This window comes from Sphingobium limneticum, assembly GCF_008710165.1.
GTDB lineage: Bacteria > Pseudomonadota > Alphaproteobacteria > Sphingomonadales > Sphingomonadaceae > Sphingobium > Sphingobium limneticum.
Genome location: NZ_VYQA01000005.1, coordinates 16830 through 35599 on the forward strand (window position 1 = coordinate 16830; position 18770 = coordinate 35599).

Consider the following 18770-nt stretch of genomic DNA (forward strand, 5'->3'; position numbering starts at 1 on the left):
CGCATCCTTTTGCACCGAATTTTCCCAAGGGGGACGAATAGCATGTCGAAGCCGCTCAGCCTGGCGCGCCTGCTCCTGATTTCCACCGCGCTGGTCGCCCCGATGGCGATGGCGCAGACCAACCCGACTCAAGCTGGTGACGCCGGCATGACGACCACGCCCAGCGCCGCCGATGAGGCCGACGCGCAAGAGGGCAATGTCGACGTATCGATCCCGGGCGCCGACATCGTCGTCACCGGCCGCCGCACCGCCAATATTTCGCAGGCCGCGCCGCAGGTCGTCAACGTCCTGTCCGCCGCCGACATCAAGCGTACGGGCGAAGGCGACATCGCCGGATCGCTCCAGCGCGTAACCGGCCTGTCGGTGGTGTCGGGCGGCTATGTCTATGTCCGCGGCCTTGGCGATCGCTATTCGCTCGCCCTCTTGAACGGCTCGCCCCTGCCCAGCCCGGAACCGCTCAAGCGCGTCGTTCCGCTGGACATCTTCCCGACCAGCGTCATCGCATCGACCTTGGTGCAAAAGAGCTTCTCGGCCAATTTCCCCGGTGAATTCGGCGGCGGCGTCATCAACCTGACGACCAAGGCGATCCCGACCGAATCCTATCTGGAACTCGGCGTCGGCAGCTCGGCCAACACCGAAACCTCCGGCCAGATGGGCTATACCCATTATGGCGCCAAGTCCGACTGGACCGGCTTCGACGACAGCTCGCGCGACGTTCCGCCGCTGCTGCAGGAAGCGATCAAGAGCGGCAAGCCCTTCCCGAACATGCCGCGCGCCGACCTGCGCAACATCGCGATGCAGTTCCTGAACGCAGACACCACCCTGCTTCAGCGCACCAACAGCCTGCCCTTCAACTTCTCCGGATCGATCAATGCCGGCACGGCGGTCGATGTCGGCAGCGACGGTCGCCTGGGCATCATCGCGACCGGTTCCTACAGCAACAAGTGGCGCACGCGCGACACGTTGCAGCAGGCGTCGCTCAACCCGGCCGAAGGCGCTGGCAAGAATACGCAGCAGATCAGCACCGACAATGAAGTCACGGTCAACGCCCTGCTGGGCATCGGGCTGGAATTTGGACAGCAGAAGCTGCGCTGGACCAACCTCTACATCCGCGACACATTGAAGCGCAGCGCATTGTCGGTCGGCCAGAATGACGGCCAGATCCAGGGCGCCGATTATATGACGCAAAATACCGCCTGGTATGAGCGCCAGTTGATCGACACCCATCTGGTGGGCGAATTCAAGCTGAGCGACGCGCTCAGCCTGGACGTGCGTGGTGGCTTCTCTAACTCGCAGCGTGAAGCGCCCTATGAACGCGAATTCGTCTATGTGCGCACCAATCGCGCCCTGGCCGAAGATCCGGTCGGCAATCGCTTCATCAACGCCTTGAACCGCCAGCGCGGCGACGCCTCGGTCACTTTCAGCGATCTCAACGAAGATCTCTGGTCGGCCGGCGCGGATCTCAGCTACAAATTCTCGCCCGACTTCACCGTCACGGCGGGCTATGCCTTCACCGACACGAAGCGCACCTCGTCGCGCTACGAACTACATTATGACGCCACCAACCTGCCGCTCGCCGTGCAGCAGTTGCGCCCCGACTATCTGACGTCGGATGCCACGATCCAGCTGTACGATATCAGCCTGCTGGAATTTTCGGGCAATTATCCGGTCTATGACGCCGCCATGCGCGTCCATGCCGGCTATGCGCAGGTGCAGGCGCAGATCATTCCGGGCCTCAGCTTCAATGCGGGCGTCCGTTATGAAAAGGGCGACCAGTCGGTGACCGGCGTGGACGTCTATAATACCGGCGTCACCCCGTTCAATCAGATCAAGAAGGACTATTGGCTCCCCGCCCTGACCGTGACGGTCGAAGCGGCCAAGGGTGTGCAGTTCCGGGCCAGCGCATCCAAGACCATCGCTCGCCCGCAGTTCCGTGAGTTGATCGCTCAGCCCTATCTCGACACCGAATCCAACCGTTTCTTCCGCGGCAACCCCTTCCTGAAGGACAGCCAGCTGTGGAACGCGGACATTCGCGCCGAATGGTATATGGGGCGTGACGAACGACTGATCGCGGCGGCCTTCTACAAGAAGATCGACAATCCGATCGAAACCTTCACCACGATCAACGATACCTATGCGGTGACGACCAGCTTCGCCAATGCACCGGAAGCGTCGCTCTACGGTTTCGAACTGGAAGCGCAGAAATATGTCCCGCTCGACGGCCTGTCGGACGGCGACTTCTTCGCCAACCGTCGCGTCGCGCTGATCGGCAACTATACCTACACCCAGTCGAAGCTGAAGGTGAAGGATGGGGACACGACCATCCCCTATACCTACACCACCGGCGACCTGCCTGCCGCGTCGGACTATTTCCTGAACGGCGTGCCGCTGACGGGTCAGTCGGACCATCTGGTCAACCTGCAACTGGGCCTGGAAGATACGGAAAAGCTGTCGCAGCAGACGTTGTTGCTGACCTATGCCAGCCCGCGCGTCACCAGCCGCGGTCCGAACCTTCAGCCCGACATCAAGGAAAAGCCGGGTATCCAGCTGGACTTCGTCGCGCGTCAGGGCGTGAAGCTGCCCGGCGGGATCAACAGCGAATTCAAGCTGGAGGCCCGCAACATCCTGGGCCGCAAGTTCCAGGAGTTCCAACAGGCCGGCGACAACAAGGTCTATTATAACCGGTACAAGATCGGCACCACCATCGCCGCATCGATGACCGTGGCCTTCTGAAGCATCGTGCGGAAAAGTGGAAACCGGTTTTCCGCTCAAAACGATGCGAGAATAAAAATTCAGAGCGCGCGACCAGCGTCAATCCAACGCGGCGCGCTCTGATCGTCACCACATCGCAGACAAGCGAACGGCCGGAAACCCGGCCGTTTTGCTTTCCAGTCAAAGTGCCGTCATCCCAGCATGAGCGAAGAGACGCCCTCCTTGCCGGACGACGCCCCTGCTCCCTGCCCCTTGTTCCGGCTCGCCCAGATTAGTTCATCGCATAGCTGGGGTTGAGGCGGCTCAACGCCCGCACCGCCACATCGCGCGACGATTCTTCGTTACCGTTGGCCAGCACCAGCGTCACTTCCGGCGCGAAACGGGCGGAGCGATAGGCTTCGCGTGCCTGTGCCATCTTGCCAAGGCCGGCATAGGCATTGCCGAGGTTGATGAGGCGGGCGGGATCATTTTCGCCATAGACCGGCATCGACGCGAGCTTGCGTTGCGCATCCACGAAGCGACCGGCCTGGAGCGCAGTCGCCGCCAGCGTGCCATCCGGCGCGCCGACCACGACCATCTCCTCGGGCGCCGCCTGGGCCATGCCAGGCGTCATAGCCGCCAGCGCCAGACCCATCATGATAGCGGCCTTCTTCATGTCCCGATCTCCTCGAAAAAACTTCCTAATATAGCCAGAAGTATTTCATTTAGATGACATCGGAACAAGATAGCATGATCTATAGGGAAACAAGTTTCTTTGCTTTAAAATCAGTGCGATATGAATTTTACTTCATATTGTCATAAAAGCGTAATTGAAAAAACAGGTTAGTCGCGCCCGATTCGAATCAAACGAATCATGAGACAAGCGCCATCATCGCCCGGTCGGACGACATCGATCATGACGATGAAAGGAAGGTCCAGGGACTTCTGTTGCCCGGCGCCCTGGAAACCGCTGAATTCCCTTCTGTTGCCCGGTGGGTTCAACCGCGCTATTTTAGAGTAATGTCAGGCCGTGAGGCCCTCAATTACGCTGCAATGGCGAGTGCTTCGTTATCGTTGGCACTTGTGAGTTTTGCACAGTTTAACGGCTTACACGGGCCGGGTAAAAATATCGCCTTTGAACACACGTCGATCCTAGTTCGGCCCCATCAGACACCCCGTTCCGGCTGGGCCGTCACGGGACATGTGGTGGAACCGCCGGGTACTGCCCCCGGGTCCGCTGCGTCTATTATACGACACACTTTATCACCATAGCCGGGCGAACCCGGCCCGACCCATATGGGCGTAATCGAACGCTTTTTCAAGCCATGGACTTGGCAAGCAGGACAAAGCCTCTGCTGCGGATGACAGCGGGCAAGGCAGATAATGGCCCAACCGCTCTCTATCGCTGCCCACTTCCCCCCGCGCGCATCCCGCGCTAAGGCTCTGCGCATGATCCTCGTCATCGACAATTATGACAGCTTCACCTGGAACCTGGTCCATTATCTGATGGAGTTGGGCGCTGAGGTAGAGGTCGTCCGCAACGACGCCATTTCGGCGGGCCAGGCCCTGTCCAGCGGCGCGAAAGCGTTCCTGCTTTCGCCCGGTCCCTGCACCCCCAATGAAGCGGGCGTCAGCCTGGACCTCGTCGCGGCCTGCGCCGATGCCGGTGCGCCGCTGCTGGGCGTGTGCCTGGGCCATCAGTCCATCGGTCAGCATTTCGGTGGCAAGGTGGTGCGTGGCGGCCTGATGCACGGCAAGACATCGCCCGTCACCCATGACGGCACCGGTCTGTTCTCAGGACTTCCCTCACCCTTCACCGCAACCCGTTATCACTCGCTGATCGTGGAAGATATTCCGGCCGATCTGGTCGTCAACGCAACCAGCGCCGACGGCTCCGTCATGGGCTTCCGCCACGCGACCCTGCCCATCCATTCGGTGCAGTTCCATCCGGAAAGCATCGCCACCGAATATGGCCACGACATGCTGGCCAATTTTATGGCGATCGCCGGCCTGCCGGTGCGGGAACGCGAAGCGGCCTGATCATGGCCATGGGTGGGCGAACCGGATGTATGATCCTGTTCGCCGCCTTGGTTGCATGGGCGCCGGCCGCGCCAGCCCGATCCGAACAGCGCTGCACGACTGCGAACGCCACCGCCACCGCCACCGCCACCAGCATAGAGGCCATACAGGCCGACTATCCAACATGGGCGGGCAGATGCGTGCGCGTGCGGGGATTGGGCATCGACAGCCAACTCTATGCCGACCGGCAGGCACTGACGGACGACGACACGCCCCTTGGAGAGGATGCTCGCCGATCCATCATCATGCTGCCTGACGGCAAGGCGCCACGCCTGCCCCGCAATCGCCCGATGATGGTGGATGTGATTGGCCGCGTTGGCAGTTGCCGGGCCGCGCATGATGTGGTGGCGGAAATGTCGGCGGACCAACCCAACCGGATCATCATGGTATCGGGCTACTGCCACACCTCGCTCGCCACCTATATCGCGCCGTCCGCTATACGCCCGGTCGACCGAACACGGCCGGTCCGCCTGACGGAAGCCGAAGTCCCTGCGGAACGGCGCGGCATCGTCGAAGCCCCCGTTCATTCGAACAAGCTGCCCGCCATGCGCAGTGCGGCGCACACCCTGTTCGCAGCCCTGGCTACGCGCGACAAGGCCGCTTTCCTCCGTCTCAGCGAACCCGACGGCATCGCACCCCGTCAGCAGAAAGACGCCCGACGCAAATTCACCCGCCTGATCGCCCCGCGATCCGCTTTCGCAAAGATACCGGCAGCACATCATCCGGAGCGGATGTTCGTCGAACGGCTGGATGCAGCCGAGGCCGATCCGTCGCAAGCCATAGTCTGCCGATGCCGAACGTCCGATTGCGCCGGCAAATGGCCGGTCGTAATGCGCGATGCGGACAATCTGCCGGACCGTCCCTATGTCTGCGTTCACGCCAACGACTATCTGCTCGGCCCCGGCCGCGATACCGTGATCCAGGTCACGGCCGAACAGGCGCTTGATGGTTTCGCCGAACCTCTGTCCTATCCAGCACGAAAGGACTAAACTGCGCATAGCCGCTTTGCGAATATGTCCGGAATAGGAAACGCAATGTCAAAATCAGCGGGAAAAGTGCGAAGTTAAGGATCGACGCCCCCTCGACTCATCGCCCCCGTGCCGACTAAGGCGGATGCGATGACCAGCCTGCCCGATCCTTCTACGCCGCTGTCGGCCGATACCGCCGCTCAGGCTTTCGACCTGCTGTTCGATGCCGACCTGAGCGACGAAGCCATTGCCGATTTCCTCGTCACCATGGCCCGGCGCGGCGAGACGGCGACCGAAATCGCCGCCGCCGCCCGCGCCATGCGCGCCCGCATGATCCCGGTCAGCGCTCCCACCGGCGCGATCGACGTGTGCGGCACCGGGGGCGACGGGCATCATACGCTCAACGTCTCCACCGCTGTCTCACTCGTTGTCGCAGCCGCCGGCGTGCCGGTCGCCAAACATGGCAACCGCGCCGCCTCCTCCAAGGCCGGCGCCGCCGACACGCTGGAGGCGCTGGGCCTGAACCTGGACAAGGCCGCCACCACCGCAGAGGCCACCCTGGCCGACCTCGGCATCTGCTTCCTCTTCGCGCAAAATTACCACCCGGCGCTCAAACGGCTGGGTCCGATCCGCAAGGCGATCGGCGAACGGACCATCTTCAACCTGATGGGCCCGCTCGCCAATCCGGCCAATGTCCGCCGCCAACTGGTCGGCATCGCCCGCCCCGCCTATGTTCCGATCTATGCCGAGGCGCTGGCGGAACTGGGCGCGGACCGGGCGATGATCGTGTCGGGCGACGAAGGGCTGGACGAACTGTCCTTGGCCGGCGGCAACGATATCGCCGAAGTCACCGGCAACGGGCTGGTCGCCATGCGCCGCCTGACCGCTGCGGAACTCGGCCTGTCCACCCACCCGGTCGATGCGATCCGGGGCGGCGACGCCACCCACAATGCCGCAGCTCTCCGCGCCCTGCTGCAAGGCGAAGAGGGGCCGTATCGCGACGCGGTGCTGCTCAATGCCGCCGCAGCCCTTGTCGTCGCCGACGCCGCAACCGATCTGCGCGAAGGCGTGGAGGAAGCGGCCGAAACCATCGACCGCGGCCTTGCCAACGCCCTGCTCAATTGCTGGATTGCCTACAAATGACCAACAAGCTGATCGAAATCTGCGATTTCAAGCGCGAGGATGTCGCCCGCCGCCGGGCCGCGACCAGCATCGCTGCATTGCATGCCCGCGCCAGCGAACAAACCCCGCCACGCGGTTTCCGCAAGGCACTGGACGATGCAGCACGCGCCGGCTTCGGCCTGATCGCCGAAATCAAGAAAGCCAGTCCGTCCAAGGGCCTGATCCGCGCCGATTTCGATCCGCCCGCCCATGCGCAGGCCTATGCGGCCGGCGGCGCGGCCTGCCTGTCGGTCCTGACGGACGAGCCCTATTTTCAGGGCCATGACGATTATCTGATGGCCGCTCGGTCGGCCTGCGCCATCCCCGTATTGCGCAAGGATTTCCTGGTCGATCCCTGGCAGGTGCTGGAAAGCCGGTCGTTGGGTGCAGACGCCATCCTCATCATCGTCGCCGCGCTGGATGACGGCCAGATGCAGGAAATCGAGGACGCCGCCCTTGGCCTGGGCATGGACGCCCTGATCGAAGTACATGACGAAGCGGAACTGGAGCGCGCGCTGAAGCTGCGCTCGCGTCTGATCGGTGTCAATAATCGCGACCTGCGCGATTTCTCGGTCGACTTCGCCCGCACCTATGAGCTGGTGGGCAAGGCGCCAGAAGGCTGCACCTTCGTCGCCGAAAGCGGTCTTGGCAGCCATCCCGACCTCCTTGCCATGGCCGACCACGGCGTGCGCTGCTTCCTGGTCGGCGAAACGCTGATGCGGCAGGCCGATGTGGAGGCCGCGACCCATAATCTGCTCACCGGGGCATGACCGGCCTCACCCATCTGGACGATGATGGCGCGGCGCGCATGGTCGATGTCGGGGCAAAAGCGGTGACGGCACGCGAAGCCGTCGCCTCCGGCCGCATCGATATGAGCGCGAACGCTGCCAAGGCCATCGCCGACGGGCTGGTCAAGAAAGGCGACGTCCTTGCCGTGGCGCGGGTTGCCGGCATCATGGCGGCGAAGAAGACGGCCGACCTCATCCCGCTCTGCCACCCGATCGCGCTCAGCGCCGTGACGGTCGATTTCTTGCCTGACGATAGCGGCGTCACCGTGACCGCCACCGCCCGCACCGCCGGCCAGACCGGCGTGGAGATGGAAGCGCTGACCGCTGCCTCGGTGGCGCTGCTTACCATCTACGACATGGCCAAGGCGCTGGACAAGGCGATGGTCATCGGCGCGGTCCAGCTTGAATCCAAGACCGGCGGCAAGTCCGGCGACTGGCGCCGCGTCCCATGAGCCTGTTGCCGGTCGAAGAAGCGCAGGCTCGCCTGTTCGCGCTGGCCGACCGGCTGCCGGTGGAAACCGTTCCGATTGCGCAAGCCGTCGGCCGCTGGCTGGTGCAGGATATTGCCGCCCTGCGTGACCAGCCCTGGGCCGATCTGTCGGCGATGGATGGCTATGCGGTCCGCGCCACCGAAATGCCCGGCCCTTGGCGCGTCACCGCCGAAAGCGCGGCAGGAACTGGCTTCCAACCCACGTTGGCACCAGGGGAAGCCAGCCGCATCTTCACCGGCGCGCCGCTGCCGCCCGGTGCCGACGCGATATTGATCCAGGAAAATGCGACCCGCGACGGCGATCGCCTGACCGCCAGCGCCGACCCGCTGACGCCCGGCCGCCATGTCCGCCCGACCGCCTCCGACTTCGCACAAAATGCGATCCTGCTGGATGCCGGCAGCCGCCTCGGCCCGGCGCAGATAGCCCTCGCTGTGCTGGGTGGCCATGGCACCGTGCCCGTCACCCGCCGTCCCCGGATCGCCATCCTGTCCACCGGCAACGAACTGGTGCCGCCCGGCGCGCCGACGCCCGCTGGCCTGCTGCCCTCCTCCAACGCGCCGATGCTGGCGGCCCTGCTCGCCGCCCTGCCCTGCGACGTCATCGACTTTGGCATCGTCCCGGACGATCTCGATGCGATGGTCGCCGCGCTGGGTCGCGCCAGGAGTGCCGACATCATCGTGTCGACCGGCGGCGCGTCGGTGGGCGATCATGACCTCGTCCGCCCTGCCTTCGTCCAGGCTGGCGGCACGCTCGACTTCTGGAAGATCCGCATGCGCCCCGGCAAGCCACTGATGGCCGGGCGGCTTGGCAACGCACTGTTCCTCGGCCTGCCTGGCAATCCCGTTTCCGCTTTCGTTACGGCGACGCTCTTTCTGCTCCCGCTCGCCCGTCATATCAGCGGCGCGCGCGATCCGCTGCCATTGACGAGCGATGCCATGCTCGCCTCCGCCCTGCCGCAAACCGGCGATCGCGACGATTATCTGCGTGCCTGGCGCGCGCCCGACGGCATCGTCTCCGTCACGTCGCAGGACAGCGCCGCGACCGCCGCCATGGCCAAGGCCGACTGTCTGATCCTGCGCCCGGCCGGATCGCCCCCTGCCACGCCCGGAACACGCGTGACCATCCTGCCACTTTGATGCGCGGAACGCTTGACTAACCTTCATCTGTTTCCTATGCGTTCCTCATACGTTCCACGGAGGACCGCAATGTTGACGCCCAAGCAGCAGGAATTGCTGAGCTTCATTCAGACCCGATTGGACGAAGGCGGCGTGTCGCCATCGTTCGAGGAAATGAAGGACGCGCTGGACCTGCGATCCAAGTCCGGCATCCATCGTCTGATCAATGCGCTGGAGGAGCGCGGCTTCATCCGCCGCCTGCCCAACCGCGCCCGCGCATTGGAAGTGTTGAAGCTCCCCGACGCGATGCACCGCGCGCCCACGCCGATCGTGCCGCCCAAGCCCAAGCTGGTGACGCCGCCGCCCCTCCTGCCGATCGCGGCCAATGACGTGATCGAAATCCCGATGCACGGCCGGATCGCGGCGGGTGTTCCGATCGAGGCGATGGAGGGGCAGGCCATGCTCTCCGTCCCTGCCGCTCTGCTAGGCGCTGGCGATCATTATGCGCTGGAAGTCTCAGGCGACTCGATGATGGAAGCCGGCATTCTCGACGGCGACTTCGCGCTGATCCAGCGCACCGATGTCGCCCGCGAAGGCCAGATCGTCGTCGCCCTGATCGACGAAGCGGAAGCGACGCTCAAATATTTCCGTCGCGACGGCGGCCGCGTGCGCCTCGACCCGGCGAACAGCGCCTATGAGCCGCAAATCTACGATTCACGGCAGGTCCGCATCCAGGGCAAGCTGGCGGGGCTGTTGCGCCGCTATAATTAAGGGGCCGCGGCTCTTGGTCGCGGCCTTGGGCGACTGATCCAGGGATGGGCATCGCCCGGCCGATGGACGGTGTGAACTTCGCCCTTTTCCAGACCGATCGACAGACCGCCGGTGCGCGCCAGCAACCGGCGGTCTATCTTCATCCAGCGCGGACGACACCAGCGCGGCAGCCCGCGATCGCTGACGACGATATCCGCCGCGGCGCAATCTCGCGCGAAATCTTGGCGGGCAATCAGCACATCGCTGCGCGTGAACAGCAGCCTCCAAGTCCGCCCCTTGCCGTGCTTTAGGCGGACAGCGCAAAGATCGACGGAACAACGCGCCTCCGGCAAGTCGGCGATCGCCGCCAGTTCGCCATCATAACCAGCGCTTTCGGACAGGACGTCACGCACATAATCCCCCGCCCGATCGCGCAATATCGCCATGCCCTTTCCGGTCCGCACCGCCACATGGCGACCGTCGCCGGTCACCAGAATATCCGGTGGCGTTGCGGCAAAGGTCACTGCCACAGCGATAAGGACCGGCGGAAGCCCCAGCCAGCGCCAGCGCGTTCGCCAGAGCAGGCACCAGAGCAGGCCGATCATGGCGATACCGAACAATCCCATGCCCATGGTCGGCGCCAGCAGGCTCGCCATCGGGCTGGCCGCAACGCCATGGGCCAGCAGCAGCAACAGGTTCAATGACTGCTCGGTCAGCCACCAGGCCGGCGCCCCCAGTCCAGCGACATCCAGCAGCAGCGCCAACGCCTCCAACGGCATGACGACGAAGGTGGTGAGCGGAATGGCGATCAGATTGGCGAAGGCGCCCAGCAATCCCGCCTTGTGGAAATGAAACAGCGCGATCGGCATCAGGGTCAATTCGACCGCGATCCCCGTCGCCAGCATCACGGCCAGATTTCGCCCCAGCTTGCGCAATCGCCCTTCATCCCGCGCGGCGGCAAAGGCTCGGAAACGGGGATGCTCCGCCAACGCCACCAACGCCGTCACCGCCGCAAAGCTCATCTGGAAACTCGGCCCGGCCAACGCCTCCGGCCACAAAAGCTGCACGATCAGTGCGCCGGTCGCCACCAGCCGCAGCGTCACCGCATCCCGCCCCATCGCCAGTCCGCCCAACACCAGCAGCGCCGCGACGCAGGAGCGCACCGTCGGCACCTCTGCCCCGGTCAGCAATGTATAGCCGATCCCCGCCAGCGCGCCGCCCGCCGCCGCGATCAGCATCAATGGCCAGCCCAGCGCCGCCCGCTGGCTAAGCGCCATCACCCGCATCAGCAGGAAAATCACCGCGCCGATCAGCGCCGTGACATGTAGCCCGCTGATCGACAACAGGTGCGCCAGCCCGCTGCGCCGCATTGCTTCCGCATCCGCCTCTGGAATGGCGCCCTGATCCCCGGTGGCGAGCGCTACCGCAATCCCCTCCGCCGGCCCATCGACCCGTTCCAATATATGCCCGAACAGACGTGCCCGCAGCGGCGGGGCCGCAGTCGACGGGGTCAACACCTCAACAGGCTTCAGCGCCTTGCCCGTCGCGCCGATCCCCTGAAAATAGGCCCGCGCAGCAAAATCATAGCCTCCCGGCACGCTCGGCGGCGCAGGGGGCATCAACCGCACGCGAAAGCGAATCCGAGCGCCCTCCCCCAATCCCGCCGGCACATCGGCATCGGCGATATTGACCCGCACCACAGCCGGCAGGTCCGGCGTATCGACTGGCCGGATCATCACTCGCACCATCGCCTGCGCAGGCACCGGCCGCACCGCCGCCACATCGCCCGTCATCTGCACGAAGCGCGCCCGCGTCAGGGGCGGCTGCCCCAGCAACGTCGCCTTGCCCCACACCAGCAGGCAGCCCATGCAAGCCAATATTGCGCCGGCGACAAGCATGCGCCGCAATCGCCCGCCATCCGGCAGCATCATGCCGATGCAGGCCAGCGCCAACGCACCGCAACAAAAGGCCAGCCAGGCCATGGCATGAGGCAGGATGAACCAAGCCGCGATGCCGCTGCCCAGCGCGATCGGCACCCACAGGCCGATCTGTTCTCGCTCCTGTTCCAGCCAGCTTTCCATCGCTTCCAGCCCGCTTCGGGACAGTGCCGCCGCCCTCCGACCAAGGGAGGTTTGTCGTGGCTCAAAAGCCATGCTAGGGGGCGTCGCATCCATGGATCAGCTAAGGCGAATGTCGAAGAATATGACGGTAAGTGCAACGGGAATGAACAAGCAGGTGGTGACCCGTTTCGCCCCGTCCCCAACGGGGTTCCTCCACATTGGCGGCGCCCGCACCGCCCTCTTCAACTGGCTGTTCGCGCGCCACCATGGCGGCAAGTTCCTGCTCCGTGTCGAGGATACCGATCGCGCCCGTTCCACAGAGGAAGCCGTGGCCGCCATTTTCGACGGCCTGGAATGGCTGGGCCTGGGCGGTGACGAGCCGGCCGTGTTCCAGTTCGAACGCACCCCGCGCCATGCCGAAGTCGCCGATCAACTGCTCGCAGCCGGCCATGCCTATCGCTGCTACGCCACGCCCGAGGAACTGGCGGAACTGCGCGAACAGCAGCGCGCCGCCAAGCAGCCGATGCGCTATGACGGCCGCTGGCGCGACCGCTCGCCCGAAGAAGCGCCGGAAGGCGCACCCTTCGTCATCCGCATCAAGGCGCCCCGGACCGGCGAAACCGTGATCGAGGATGCCGTGCAGGGCCGCGTCGCCGTGCAGAATGCCGAGCTGGACGACATGATCCTGCTGCGTTCGGACGGCACGCCCACCTATATGCTGGCCGTCGTGGTCGACGATCATGACATGGGCGTCACCCATGTCATTCGCGGCGACGATCATCTCAACAACGCCTTCCGCCAGCTCAGCATCATCAAGGCGATGGGCTGGGAAGAGCCGATCTACGCCCATATCCCGCTGATTCACGGGTCGGACGGCGCGAAACTGTCGAAGCGCCACGGTGCTCTTGGCGTCGATGCCTATCGCGACGAGATGGGGATGCTGCCCGAAGCGGTGCTGAACTATCTGCTGCGCCTGGGCTGGGGCCATGGCGATGAGGAAATCATCACGATCGCCCGCGCGATCGAACTGTTCGATATCGATGGCGTCGGTCGTTCGCCCTCACGCTTCGACATCAAGAAGCTGGAAAATCTGAACGGCCATTATATCCGCGAAGCCGACGATGCGCGCCTGGCAAAACTCGTCGCGCCGCGGGTCGAACAGCGCCTTGAAATCGCTATATCGGATACCAATCTAGCGCTTCTGACCCAGGCGATGGCATCGCTGAAGCCCCGGGCCAAGAACCTTAACGAAATTGCCGAGGGAGCAGAATTCCTGTTCAAAAGTTGCCCGCTCGATTTTGACGAGAAGGCCACTGCTCTGCTAGACGACTCCGCGCGCGCGCTGCTCGACAAGACAGCCGACGCTCTCCAGCCCGTCCAGTCCTGGACGGTCGAAGCGATCGAAGACGTGATACGCCGCGTGGCAGAGGATGCCGGCCTGGGATTGGGCAAGGTGGCGCAACCGCTTCGTGCGGCGCTCACCGGCCGCACGACCTCGCCAGGCATTTTTGATGTCCTCTTCCTTCTGGGGAAAGAGGCGAGCTTGGAACGACTGGCCGCCGCAGGGCACGCAGCGGCCGGTTGATGACGTACAAGGAGAAAAATATGTCGGATAACACAGCCAACCTGACCGTTGGGGGAGACGCCAAGGACTACGCCATCATGGATGGCACCGTTGGTCCGCAGGTCATCGACGTTCGCAAGCTCTACGCCAATACCGGCATGTTCACCTACGATCCTGGTTTCACCTCGACCGCCAGCTGTGAATCGGGCCTCACCTATATCGACGGCGACCAGGGCATCCTGCTCCACCGTGGTTATCCGATCGGCCAGCTCGCCGAAGAATCCAGCTTCATGGAAGTCTGCTACCTGCTGCTGAACGGCGAATTGCCGTCTAAGGCGGAACTGGACGACTTTACCAACACCATCACGCGCCACACCATGGTGCATGAGCAGTTGAGCGCGTTCTTCCGCGGTTTCCGCCGCGATGCGCATCCGATGGCCATCATGGTCGGCGTCGTCGGCGCCCTGTCGGCCTTCTATCACGACTCGACCGAGATCAACGATCCGGAACAGCGCCGCATCGCCAGCCATCGCCTGATCGCCAAGATGCCGACGATCGCGGCCATGGCTTACAAGTACAGCGTCGGTCAGCCCTTCGTCTATCCGCGCAACGACCTGTCCTACACCGCCAACTTCCTGCGCATGACCTTCTCGGTCCCGGCGGAAGACTATGTCCCCGATCCGGTGATCGTGGACGCGATGGACAAGATCTTCATCCTCCACGCCGATCATGAGCAGAACGCATCGACTTCGACCGTGCGTCTGGCCGGTTCGTCGGGCGCCAACCCGTTCGCCTGCATCGCGGCCGGCATCGCCTGCCTCTGGGGTCCGGCACATGGCGGCGCGAACGAAGCCGCGCTCAACATGCTGCGCGAAATCGGCACCGTCGATCGCATCCCGGAATATATCGCCCGCGCCAAGAACAAGGACGATCCGTTCCGCCTGATGGGCTTTGGCCATCGCGTGTACAAGAATTACGATCCGCGCGCGACCGTGATGCAGAAGACCGCGAAGGATGTTCTGGAAAAGCTGGGCGTCAACGACCCGGTCTTCGACGTCGCTAAGGAACTGGAGCAGATCGCGCTCAACGATCCCTATTTCGTCGAGAAGAAGCTGTACCCGAACGTCGATTTCTACTCGGGCGTCATTCTGTCGGCCATCGGCTTCCCGACCGAAATGTTCACCGTGCTCTTCGCCCTCGCCCGCACCGTGGGCTGGGTCGCGCAGTGGAACGAAATGATTTCGGACCCAGCGCAGAAGATCGGCCGCCCGCGTCAGCTGTACACCGGCCCGACGCAGCGCGACTATGTATCGGTCGACAAGCGCTAAGAGCGCCAGACCATCGCAAAAAAGAACGGCGCCCCGATCGGGCGCCGTTCTTTTTATATCAATTGCCGACCGGCAGGGAGAGGATGAAGCGGGCGCCTTCGCCTGGTGCGCCGCCGATGCGGATGTCGCCCTTCATCGCGCGCGCGAGGCGACGGGAAATATAGAGGCCAAGGCCACTGCCACTGGCGTCGTCCCGGCCCAGTCGCTCGAACTTCTCGAAAATGCGTTCCCGGTCCGTCTGCGCTACGCCCGCCCCTTGGTCGATCACCGCAATTCGCGCCTGTCCGCTTTCCCATTCGGTCGCCACACGCACTTCGGTGCCTTCGGGCGAATAGCGGACGGCATTGCCGATCAAATTGACCAATATCTGCAAAATGCGCCGAAACTCTCCGATCGCAAGCAAGCTTGCGTCAGCGGGCGGCGCGACGATGGTGATCCGCCGGTCCAGCGCCTTCACCGTCAACAGGCCCGCCGCGCGACGCCCCAGATCGGCCAGGTCCACCTCTTCGGAAATCACACTGAAATCCGGTCGATCGATCGCCTGCAAATCGGCCAGATCGTCCACCAATGCCATCAGATGCCGCCCCGCCGCCGCGATATCATTGGCATAGCCGGCATAGTCCGGTCGCAATGGCCCTTCCAATTGCGCGCTGATCGTGTCCGCATTGGCGATGATCCGGCCCAAGGGCTGGCGCAGCGAACGATCAAGCCGGCGCCCGAACTCCGCCGGATAGATGGACAATGGCGCTTCGTCCGGCAACGGTGCCACCACCGCCTTTTCCAATGGGAAGGCCGTGCCGCGATACCCCGTCAACTGGCCGGCATGGTCGAACATGGGGAAGGCCGAAAGGCGAAAGCGCTGCTCGCCATCGCTGGCCAATATCGCCTGCTGGTCACGAAAAGCGCGGCGTTGGGCAAAGCCGCGCAGCATCGCCATATCGCCATCGCTATCGGCCTCCAGTTGGAAGTAGCTGGAAAAACGCGCGCCCGGCACCGGCGGGTTGGCCGGCAACGCACCACTGTCGCCGCCTCCCGCCAGCACCATCTGGAACCGCAATTGCGTGTCGATCTGCCAGGTCCAACCATCCGCCAACGCCGCGATATCCGCGTCGCGCCGGCCGTCATCGGGCAGGGTCGGCGCCGATGGCCGCTCGCGCCAGTCCACGATCGACAGGCTGACGCCCTGATCGTCCGGCTTGGCCCGCACCCACATGTCGATATCGCCGCGCTGCGCCGCCGCGACCACGGGACGCGACACCAGGACGCCAAGGCGCGCCGCCAACCGGGCGATCGCCACCAGTTGCGGCACCGCAAAGGCCTCCCCCAGATCCGCGCCCGCCTCCTGTTGCAGCGTCAGCAACAAGGCATCCGCGCTCAGCAGGCGGCCATCGGCAGACAGGGTGGCTCGGACGATCGCCGGCGACGGCATAGTCATGTGCCTGCCACCGCGCGTAGATGATCAAGCTTGGCGCGCAATATGGATGAGGTGCGCAAGGCGCCGATCGCGCCATCCGCCTGTTCCTCGCTCACACCCTGATAGCGCTCCGCCTCAGCCACGATCGCGGCGTCCGAAAGCAACGGCCGCACGGGACGCAACGCCAGCAGCAGGATACGATAGTCCGCGGCCGATCCGCCAAGCGCGCGGCACAGATTGGCCAATTGCGCCACCGGTCCCATGACCAGAATGGCGACCAATTGCCGACTGCCCATCCGCAACCGCCGTGCAGCGACCGCTGCAAACAGCAAGAATCGCCGCTGTCCCAACAGGGCACCAAGCAATGCAGGTGCATCCGCGCGTTCGCCCATGCCGCGCACCAACCTATCGGCCTGGGCAATCGGGCAAGCCGCTTCATCATGATCGCGCAGCAGCGCCCAGCCCGATCGATCGAAAGCCGCCAACGACCGATCGCCCCCGTCCACCATGGTTCGCTGCGAAACGACATGAAGGCAGGCGGCCACCGTCCAAAGCAGATCGGCAAAATGTTCGGCCGGCAGGTCCGGCTTCATCGGCGCATCCTCGCCGGCCAGAGCCAGCCAGCGCCCTTCGGCCAGAGCCAATGCCGACACCGCCCTACCCAGTTCTGGATCGTCCGTCGCGGGGATGAGGTCGCCCTGCCCCTCGTCGAACTGTTCGACATCGGCTTGTCCGAATTGGCGCAGCATCAACGTCACGCCAGCCCGCATCTGCATATGCGCCAGAAGATCGGGACCAATCAATGTGGGCTGCGCCCTTATCATCGACCAGGCGAGCGGGGCCGGCCAATGATCGAGCGCGGCGGCGATGTCCGGCGCATGGTCCAGCGACAGGCGCAGGGCCATTTCGATCGCAGCGATGCAGCCGCCCAGATGGCGCCGCGTCTCCACGATCAACGCGTCCGGTCTGGACTGCACCTCGTCAGGGAAGAAGAATGCCAGATCAATGGCATGACCGACCGGAACGGCGGATAATCCTGCCATGGCGCGCGCCATCGGCCGGTCGTTGATCATGCCGGTAGGGGACGAATGGACGCTCATGCCGGTCAGAATAATCGCACGTCGTTAAAATGCACTAAACCCTGCCGGGCAAAATCGTCATTCCGGCCGACGTAGCAACATGGCGGCGATAGAGGCGATCGCCAGCAATATGGCGGTGCGGAAACCCTGTACCATCAATCCCAGAAAGCCGGTCAGGATCAGCAGAAGCAGCGCCGTGCCGGGCGTGAAGATCATCCACGGCCGCGCCGTGCCGGTCCTGCCCCAACGATCGGCCACCATCACTATGCCCAGCAGCAACGCCAGGTCGGCCGCCATCGTCGTACCACCGGCAAAGACCATGCCCGCCAGCACGATGGCCGGCACGCAGAAAGCCAGCCAGTTCATCAATGGCGCGCGTAGGGCCAAGTCGGCCAGTCGATCGCTGATTTCGGACAGGAGCAAGGCCACCAACAGCAGAAAGAAGCCGGTCAGCGGCCAGCCCAGTTCGATCGGCACCAGCGCGACGGCGCCCAGCGCGATCGCCGCGATCCGGACCTGCATGGCCGGAACCTGCATCCGCATCAGCGATGGGCTGACGATGCGCGCCACCGGCGCCAGCAGATAATGTTCGATCCCACCCCGCGCCTGCGCCTGTACCGCTCCCACGGCCGTCACTGCCTGCGCCACCAGATCGGCCTGCGCCTGCGTTTCGACCAGCGCCACGCGCCCTTCCAGCAGGTCGTCCTGAGGCACGGTGATCCGCCGCGCGCCTTTCTGCACGGCCGTCCGCACCAGCGTCAGCGCCAGATCCCAATCGCCGATCATGTCGAGCGTGCCGAACAGCAGGTCCGGACTGATTCGTGCCAGCCCCGCCCAACGCTGTCCCGCGTCGATCCGCTCGAACGGCGTGCTGGCGCGACTGTCATCAGTCACCAGCATGACATTACCATCGGCTGCGCCCATTGCATCGAAATGCGCCTGCGACACGATCGCGCCGTCCGCGACCAGGAGCACGTCGCTATCACGGGGCGCATCGCGCACCATCGACACCATGTCGCGCACCAGCGCGACGGCGATGCCGTCCGCGCTCAGCCGATCCACAGCCTGCGACAGCGCGGGCGTGATGACGCTCACCACTATCATGATGCGATCGGCGCCGGCCTGGGCCGCCTGTCGCGCCTGATACTCCACAAGGGTCTGACCGGCAAAATAAAGGCTCGCACGCAAGCCCGGCGGCGAATCGCCTGATGCGCGGCTGGCGCTGAGAATAGCGGCGAAGCTCATATTGTTACGCTTGTGACCCGATTGTTGTGCGGCGACC

At 64.2% G+C, this 18770-nt stretch carries 15 protein-coding genes and 1 other RNA gene; 10 read left to right on the top strand and 6 right to left on the bottom strand.

Annotation, left to right across the window (positions count from 1 at the left end):
- The first annotated feature begins 42 nt into the window (after window positions 1-42).
- Window positions 43-2733, top strand: coding sequence for a TonB-dependent receptor domain-containing protein (locus F4U95_RS08050; RefSeq protein WP_150425285.1), 2691 nt, complete (start codon window positions 43-45; stop codon window positions 2731-2733).
- A gap of 250 nt (window positions 2734-2983) precedes the next feature.
- On the opposite strand, the gene F4U95_RS08055 is transcribed toward F4U95_RS08050, so the two are convergent.
- Entirely contained in the window at window positions 2984-3367 is a 384-nt protein-coding gene (locus F4U95_RS08055) for a tetratricopeptide repeat protein (protein WP_120250195.1), read from the bottom strand.
- Between the two features lie 295 nt (window positions 3368-3662).
- Window positions 3663-4017: a transfer-messenger RNA gene (ssrA, locus tag F4U95_RS08060) on the bottom strand.
- 123 nt (window positions 4018-4140) lie between these two features.
- Between ssrA and F4U95_RS08065 the strand changes: the two genes are divergently transcribed.
- From F4U95_RS08065 to lexA, 7 genes are all read left to right on the top strand, one after another.
- Window positions 4141-4731, top strand: coding sequence for an anthranilate synthase component II (locus F4U95_RS08065; RefSeq protein ID WP_120250196.1), 591 nt, complete (start codon window positions 4141-4143; stop codon window positions 4729-4731).
- A 29-nt stretch (window positions 4732-4760) separates the two neighbouring features.
- Window positions 4761-5759 (top strand): hypothetical protein, encoded by a 999-nt coding sequence (locus tag F4U95_RS08070; RefSeq protein WP_150425286.1) that lies wholly within the window; start codon window positions 4761-4763, stop codon window positions 5757-5759.
- A gap of 129 nt (window positions 5760-5888) precedes the next feature.
- Window positions 5889-6881: an anthranilate phosphoribosyltransferase gene (trpD, locus tag F4U95_RS08075; RefSeq protein WP_150425287.1), complete on the top strand. Its 993-nt coding sequence runs from the start codon at window positions 5889-5891 to the stop codon at window positions 6879-6881.
- On the top strand, window positions 6878-7669 hold the full coding sequence (gene trpC, locus F4U95_RS08080; RefSeq protein ID WP_150425288.1) for an indole-3-glycerol phosphate synthase TrpC: 792 nt from the start codon (window positions 6878-6880) through the stop codon (window positions 7667-7669). The genes trpD and trpC overlap by 4 nt, the downstream gene beginning before the upstream one ends.
- Entirely contained in the window at window positions 7666-8139 is a 474-nt protein-coding gene (gene moaC / locus F4U95_RS08085) for a cyclic pyranopterin monophosphate synthase MoaC (RefSeq protein ID WP_120250200.1), read from the top strand. The genes trpC and moaC overlap by 4 nt, the downstream gene beginning before the upstream one ends.
- Window positions 8136-9314 carry a molybdopterin molybdotransferase MoeA gene (locus tag F4U95_RS08090; protein WP_150425289.1) on the top strand — a complete coding sequence of 393 codons (1179 nt, stop codon included), beginning with the start codon at window positions 8136-8138 and terminating at the stop codon, window positions 9312-9314. Before moaC ends, F4U95_RS08090 begins: the two co-directional genes overlap by 4 nt.
- Window positions 9315-9383: 69 nt before the next feature.
- A complete protein-coding gene (lexA, locus tag F4U95_RS08095) occupies window positions 9384-10064 on the top strand; it encodes a transcriptional repressor LexA (RefSeq protein WP_120250202.1) in 681 nt (226 codons plus the stop codon).
- Here the strand turns inward: lexA and F4U95_RS08100 are convergent.
- A complete protein-coding gene (locus tag F4U95_RS08100; protein WP_246171531.1) occupies window positions 10061-12124 on the bottom strand; it encodes a ComEC/Rec2 family competence protein in 2064 nt (687 codons plus the stop codon). The genes lexA and F4U95_RS08100 overlap by 4 nt on opposite strands.
- 109 nt (window positions 12125-12233) lie before the next feature.
- Between F4U95_RS08100 and gltX the strand changes: the two genes are divergently transcribed.
- Together gltX and gltA are read left to right on the top strand one after the other, a co-directional pair.
- Complete coding sequence (gene gltX, locus F4U95_RS08105; RefSeq protein WP_246171532.1) at window positions 12234-13688, top strand: glutamate--tRNA ligase; 1455 nt, start codon at window positions 12234-12236, stop codon at window positions 13686-13688.
- Between the two features lie 20 nt (window positions 13689-13708).
- A complete protein-coding gene (gene gltA / locus F4U95_RS08110; protein ID WP_150425291.1) occupies window positions 13709-14995 on the top strand; it encodes a citrate synthase in 1287 nt (428 codons plus the stop codon).
- Window positions 14996-15053: 58 nt separating this feature from the next.
- Here the strand turns inward: gltA and F4U95_RS08115 are convergent, their stop codons facing one another.
- The 3 genes from F4U95_RS08115 to F4U95_RS08125 are packed head-to-tail and all read right to left on the bottom strand — an operon-like array spanning window position 15054 to window position 18733.
- Entirely contained in the window at window positions 15054-16430 is a 1377-nt protein-coding gene (locus tag F4U95_RS08115; RefSeq protein WP_150425292.1) for a sensor histidine kinase, read from the bottom strand.
- Window positions 16427-17509 (bottom strand): DUF2336 domain-containing protein, encoded by a 1083-nt coding sequence (locus F4U95_RS08120; RefSeq protein ID WP_150425293.1) that lies wholly within the window; start codon window positions 17507-17509, stop codon window positions 16427-16429. Before F4U95_RS08120 ends, F4U95_RS08115 begins: the two co-directional genes overlap by 4 nt.
- 57 nt (window positions 17510-17566) lie before the next feature.
- On the bottom strand, window positions 17567-18733 hold the full coding sequence (locus tag F4U95_RS08125) for a hypothetical protein (RefSeq protein WP_150425294.1): 1167 nt from the start codon (window positions 18731-18733) through the stop codon (window positions 17567-17569).
- Window positions 18734-18770 lie beyond the last annotated feature (37 nt).

Bases quoted from the DNA above. Each gene is read 5' to 3' on its own strand.
- F4U95_RS08050 (WP_150425285.1), top strand. From the start codon at position 43: ATGTCGAAGCCGCTCAGCCTGGCGCGCCTGCTCCTGATTTCCACCGCG.
- F4U95_RS08055 (WP_120250195.1), bottom strand. From the start codon at position 3,367: ATGAAGAAGGCCGCTATCATGATGGGTCTGGCGCTGGCGGCTATGACG.
- F4U95_RS08065 (WP_120250196.1), top strand. From the start codon at position 4,141: ATGATCCTCGTCATCGACAATTATGACAGCTTCACCTGGAACCTGGTC.
- F4U95_RS08070 (WP_150425286.1), top strand. From the start codon at position 4,761: ATGATCCTGTTCGCCGCCTTGGTTGCATGGGCGCCGGCCGCGCCAGCC.
- trpD (WP_150425287.1), top strand. From the start codon at position 5,889: ATGACCAGCCTGCCCGATCCTTCTACGCCGCTGTCGGCCGATACCGCC.
- trpC (WP_150425288.1), top strand. From the start codon at position 6,878: ATGACCAACAAGCTGATCGAAATCTGCGATTTCAAGCGCGAGGATGTC.
- moaC (WP_120250200.1), top strand. From the start codon at position 7,666: ATGACCGGCCTCACCCATCTGGACGATGATGGCGCGGCGCGCATGGTC.
- F4U95_RS08090 (WP_150425289.1), top strand. From the start codon at position 8,136: ATGAGCCTGTTGCCGGTCGAAGAAGCGCAGGCTCGCCTGTTCGCGCTG.
- lexA (WP_120250202.1), top strand. From the start codon at position 9,384: ATGTTGACGCCCAAGCAGCAGGAATTGCTGAGCTTCATTCAGACCCGA.
- F4U95_RS08100 (WP_246171531.1), bottom strand. From the start codon at position 12,124: ATGGAAAGCTGGCTGGAACAGGAGCGAGAACAGATCGGCCTGTGGGTG.
- gltX (WP_246171532.1), top strand. From the start codon at position 12,234: ATGTCGAAGAATATGACGGTAAGTGCAACGGGAATGAACAAGCAGGTG.
- gltA (WP_150425291.1), top strand. From the start codon at position 13,709: ATGTCGGATAACACAGCCAACCTGACCGTTGGGGGAGACGCCAAGGAC.
- F4U95_RS08115 (WP_150425292.1), bottom strand. From the start codon at position 16,430: ATGACTATGCCGTCGCCGGCGATCGTCCGAGCCACCCTGTCTGCCGAT.
- F4U95_RS08120 (WP_150425293.1), bottom strand. From the start codon at position 17,509: ATGAGCGTCCATTCGTCCCCTACCGGCATGATCAACGACCGGCCGATG.
- F4U95_RS08125 (WP_150425294.1), bottom strand. From the start codon at position 18,733: ATGAGCTTCGCCGCTATTCTCAGCGCCAGCCGCGCATCAGGCGATTCG.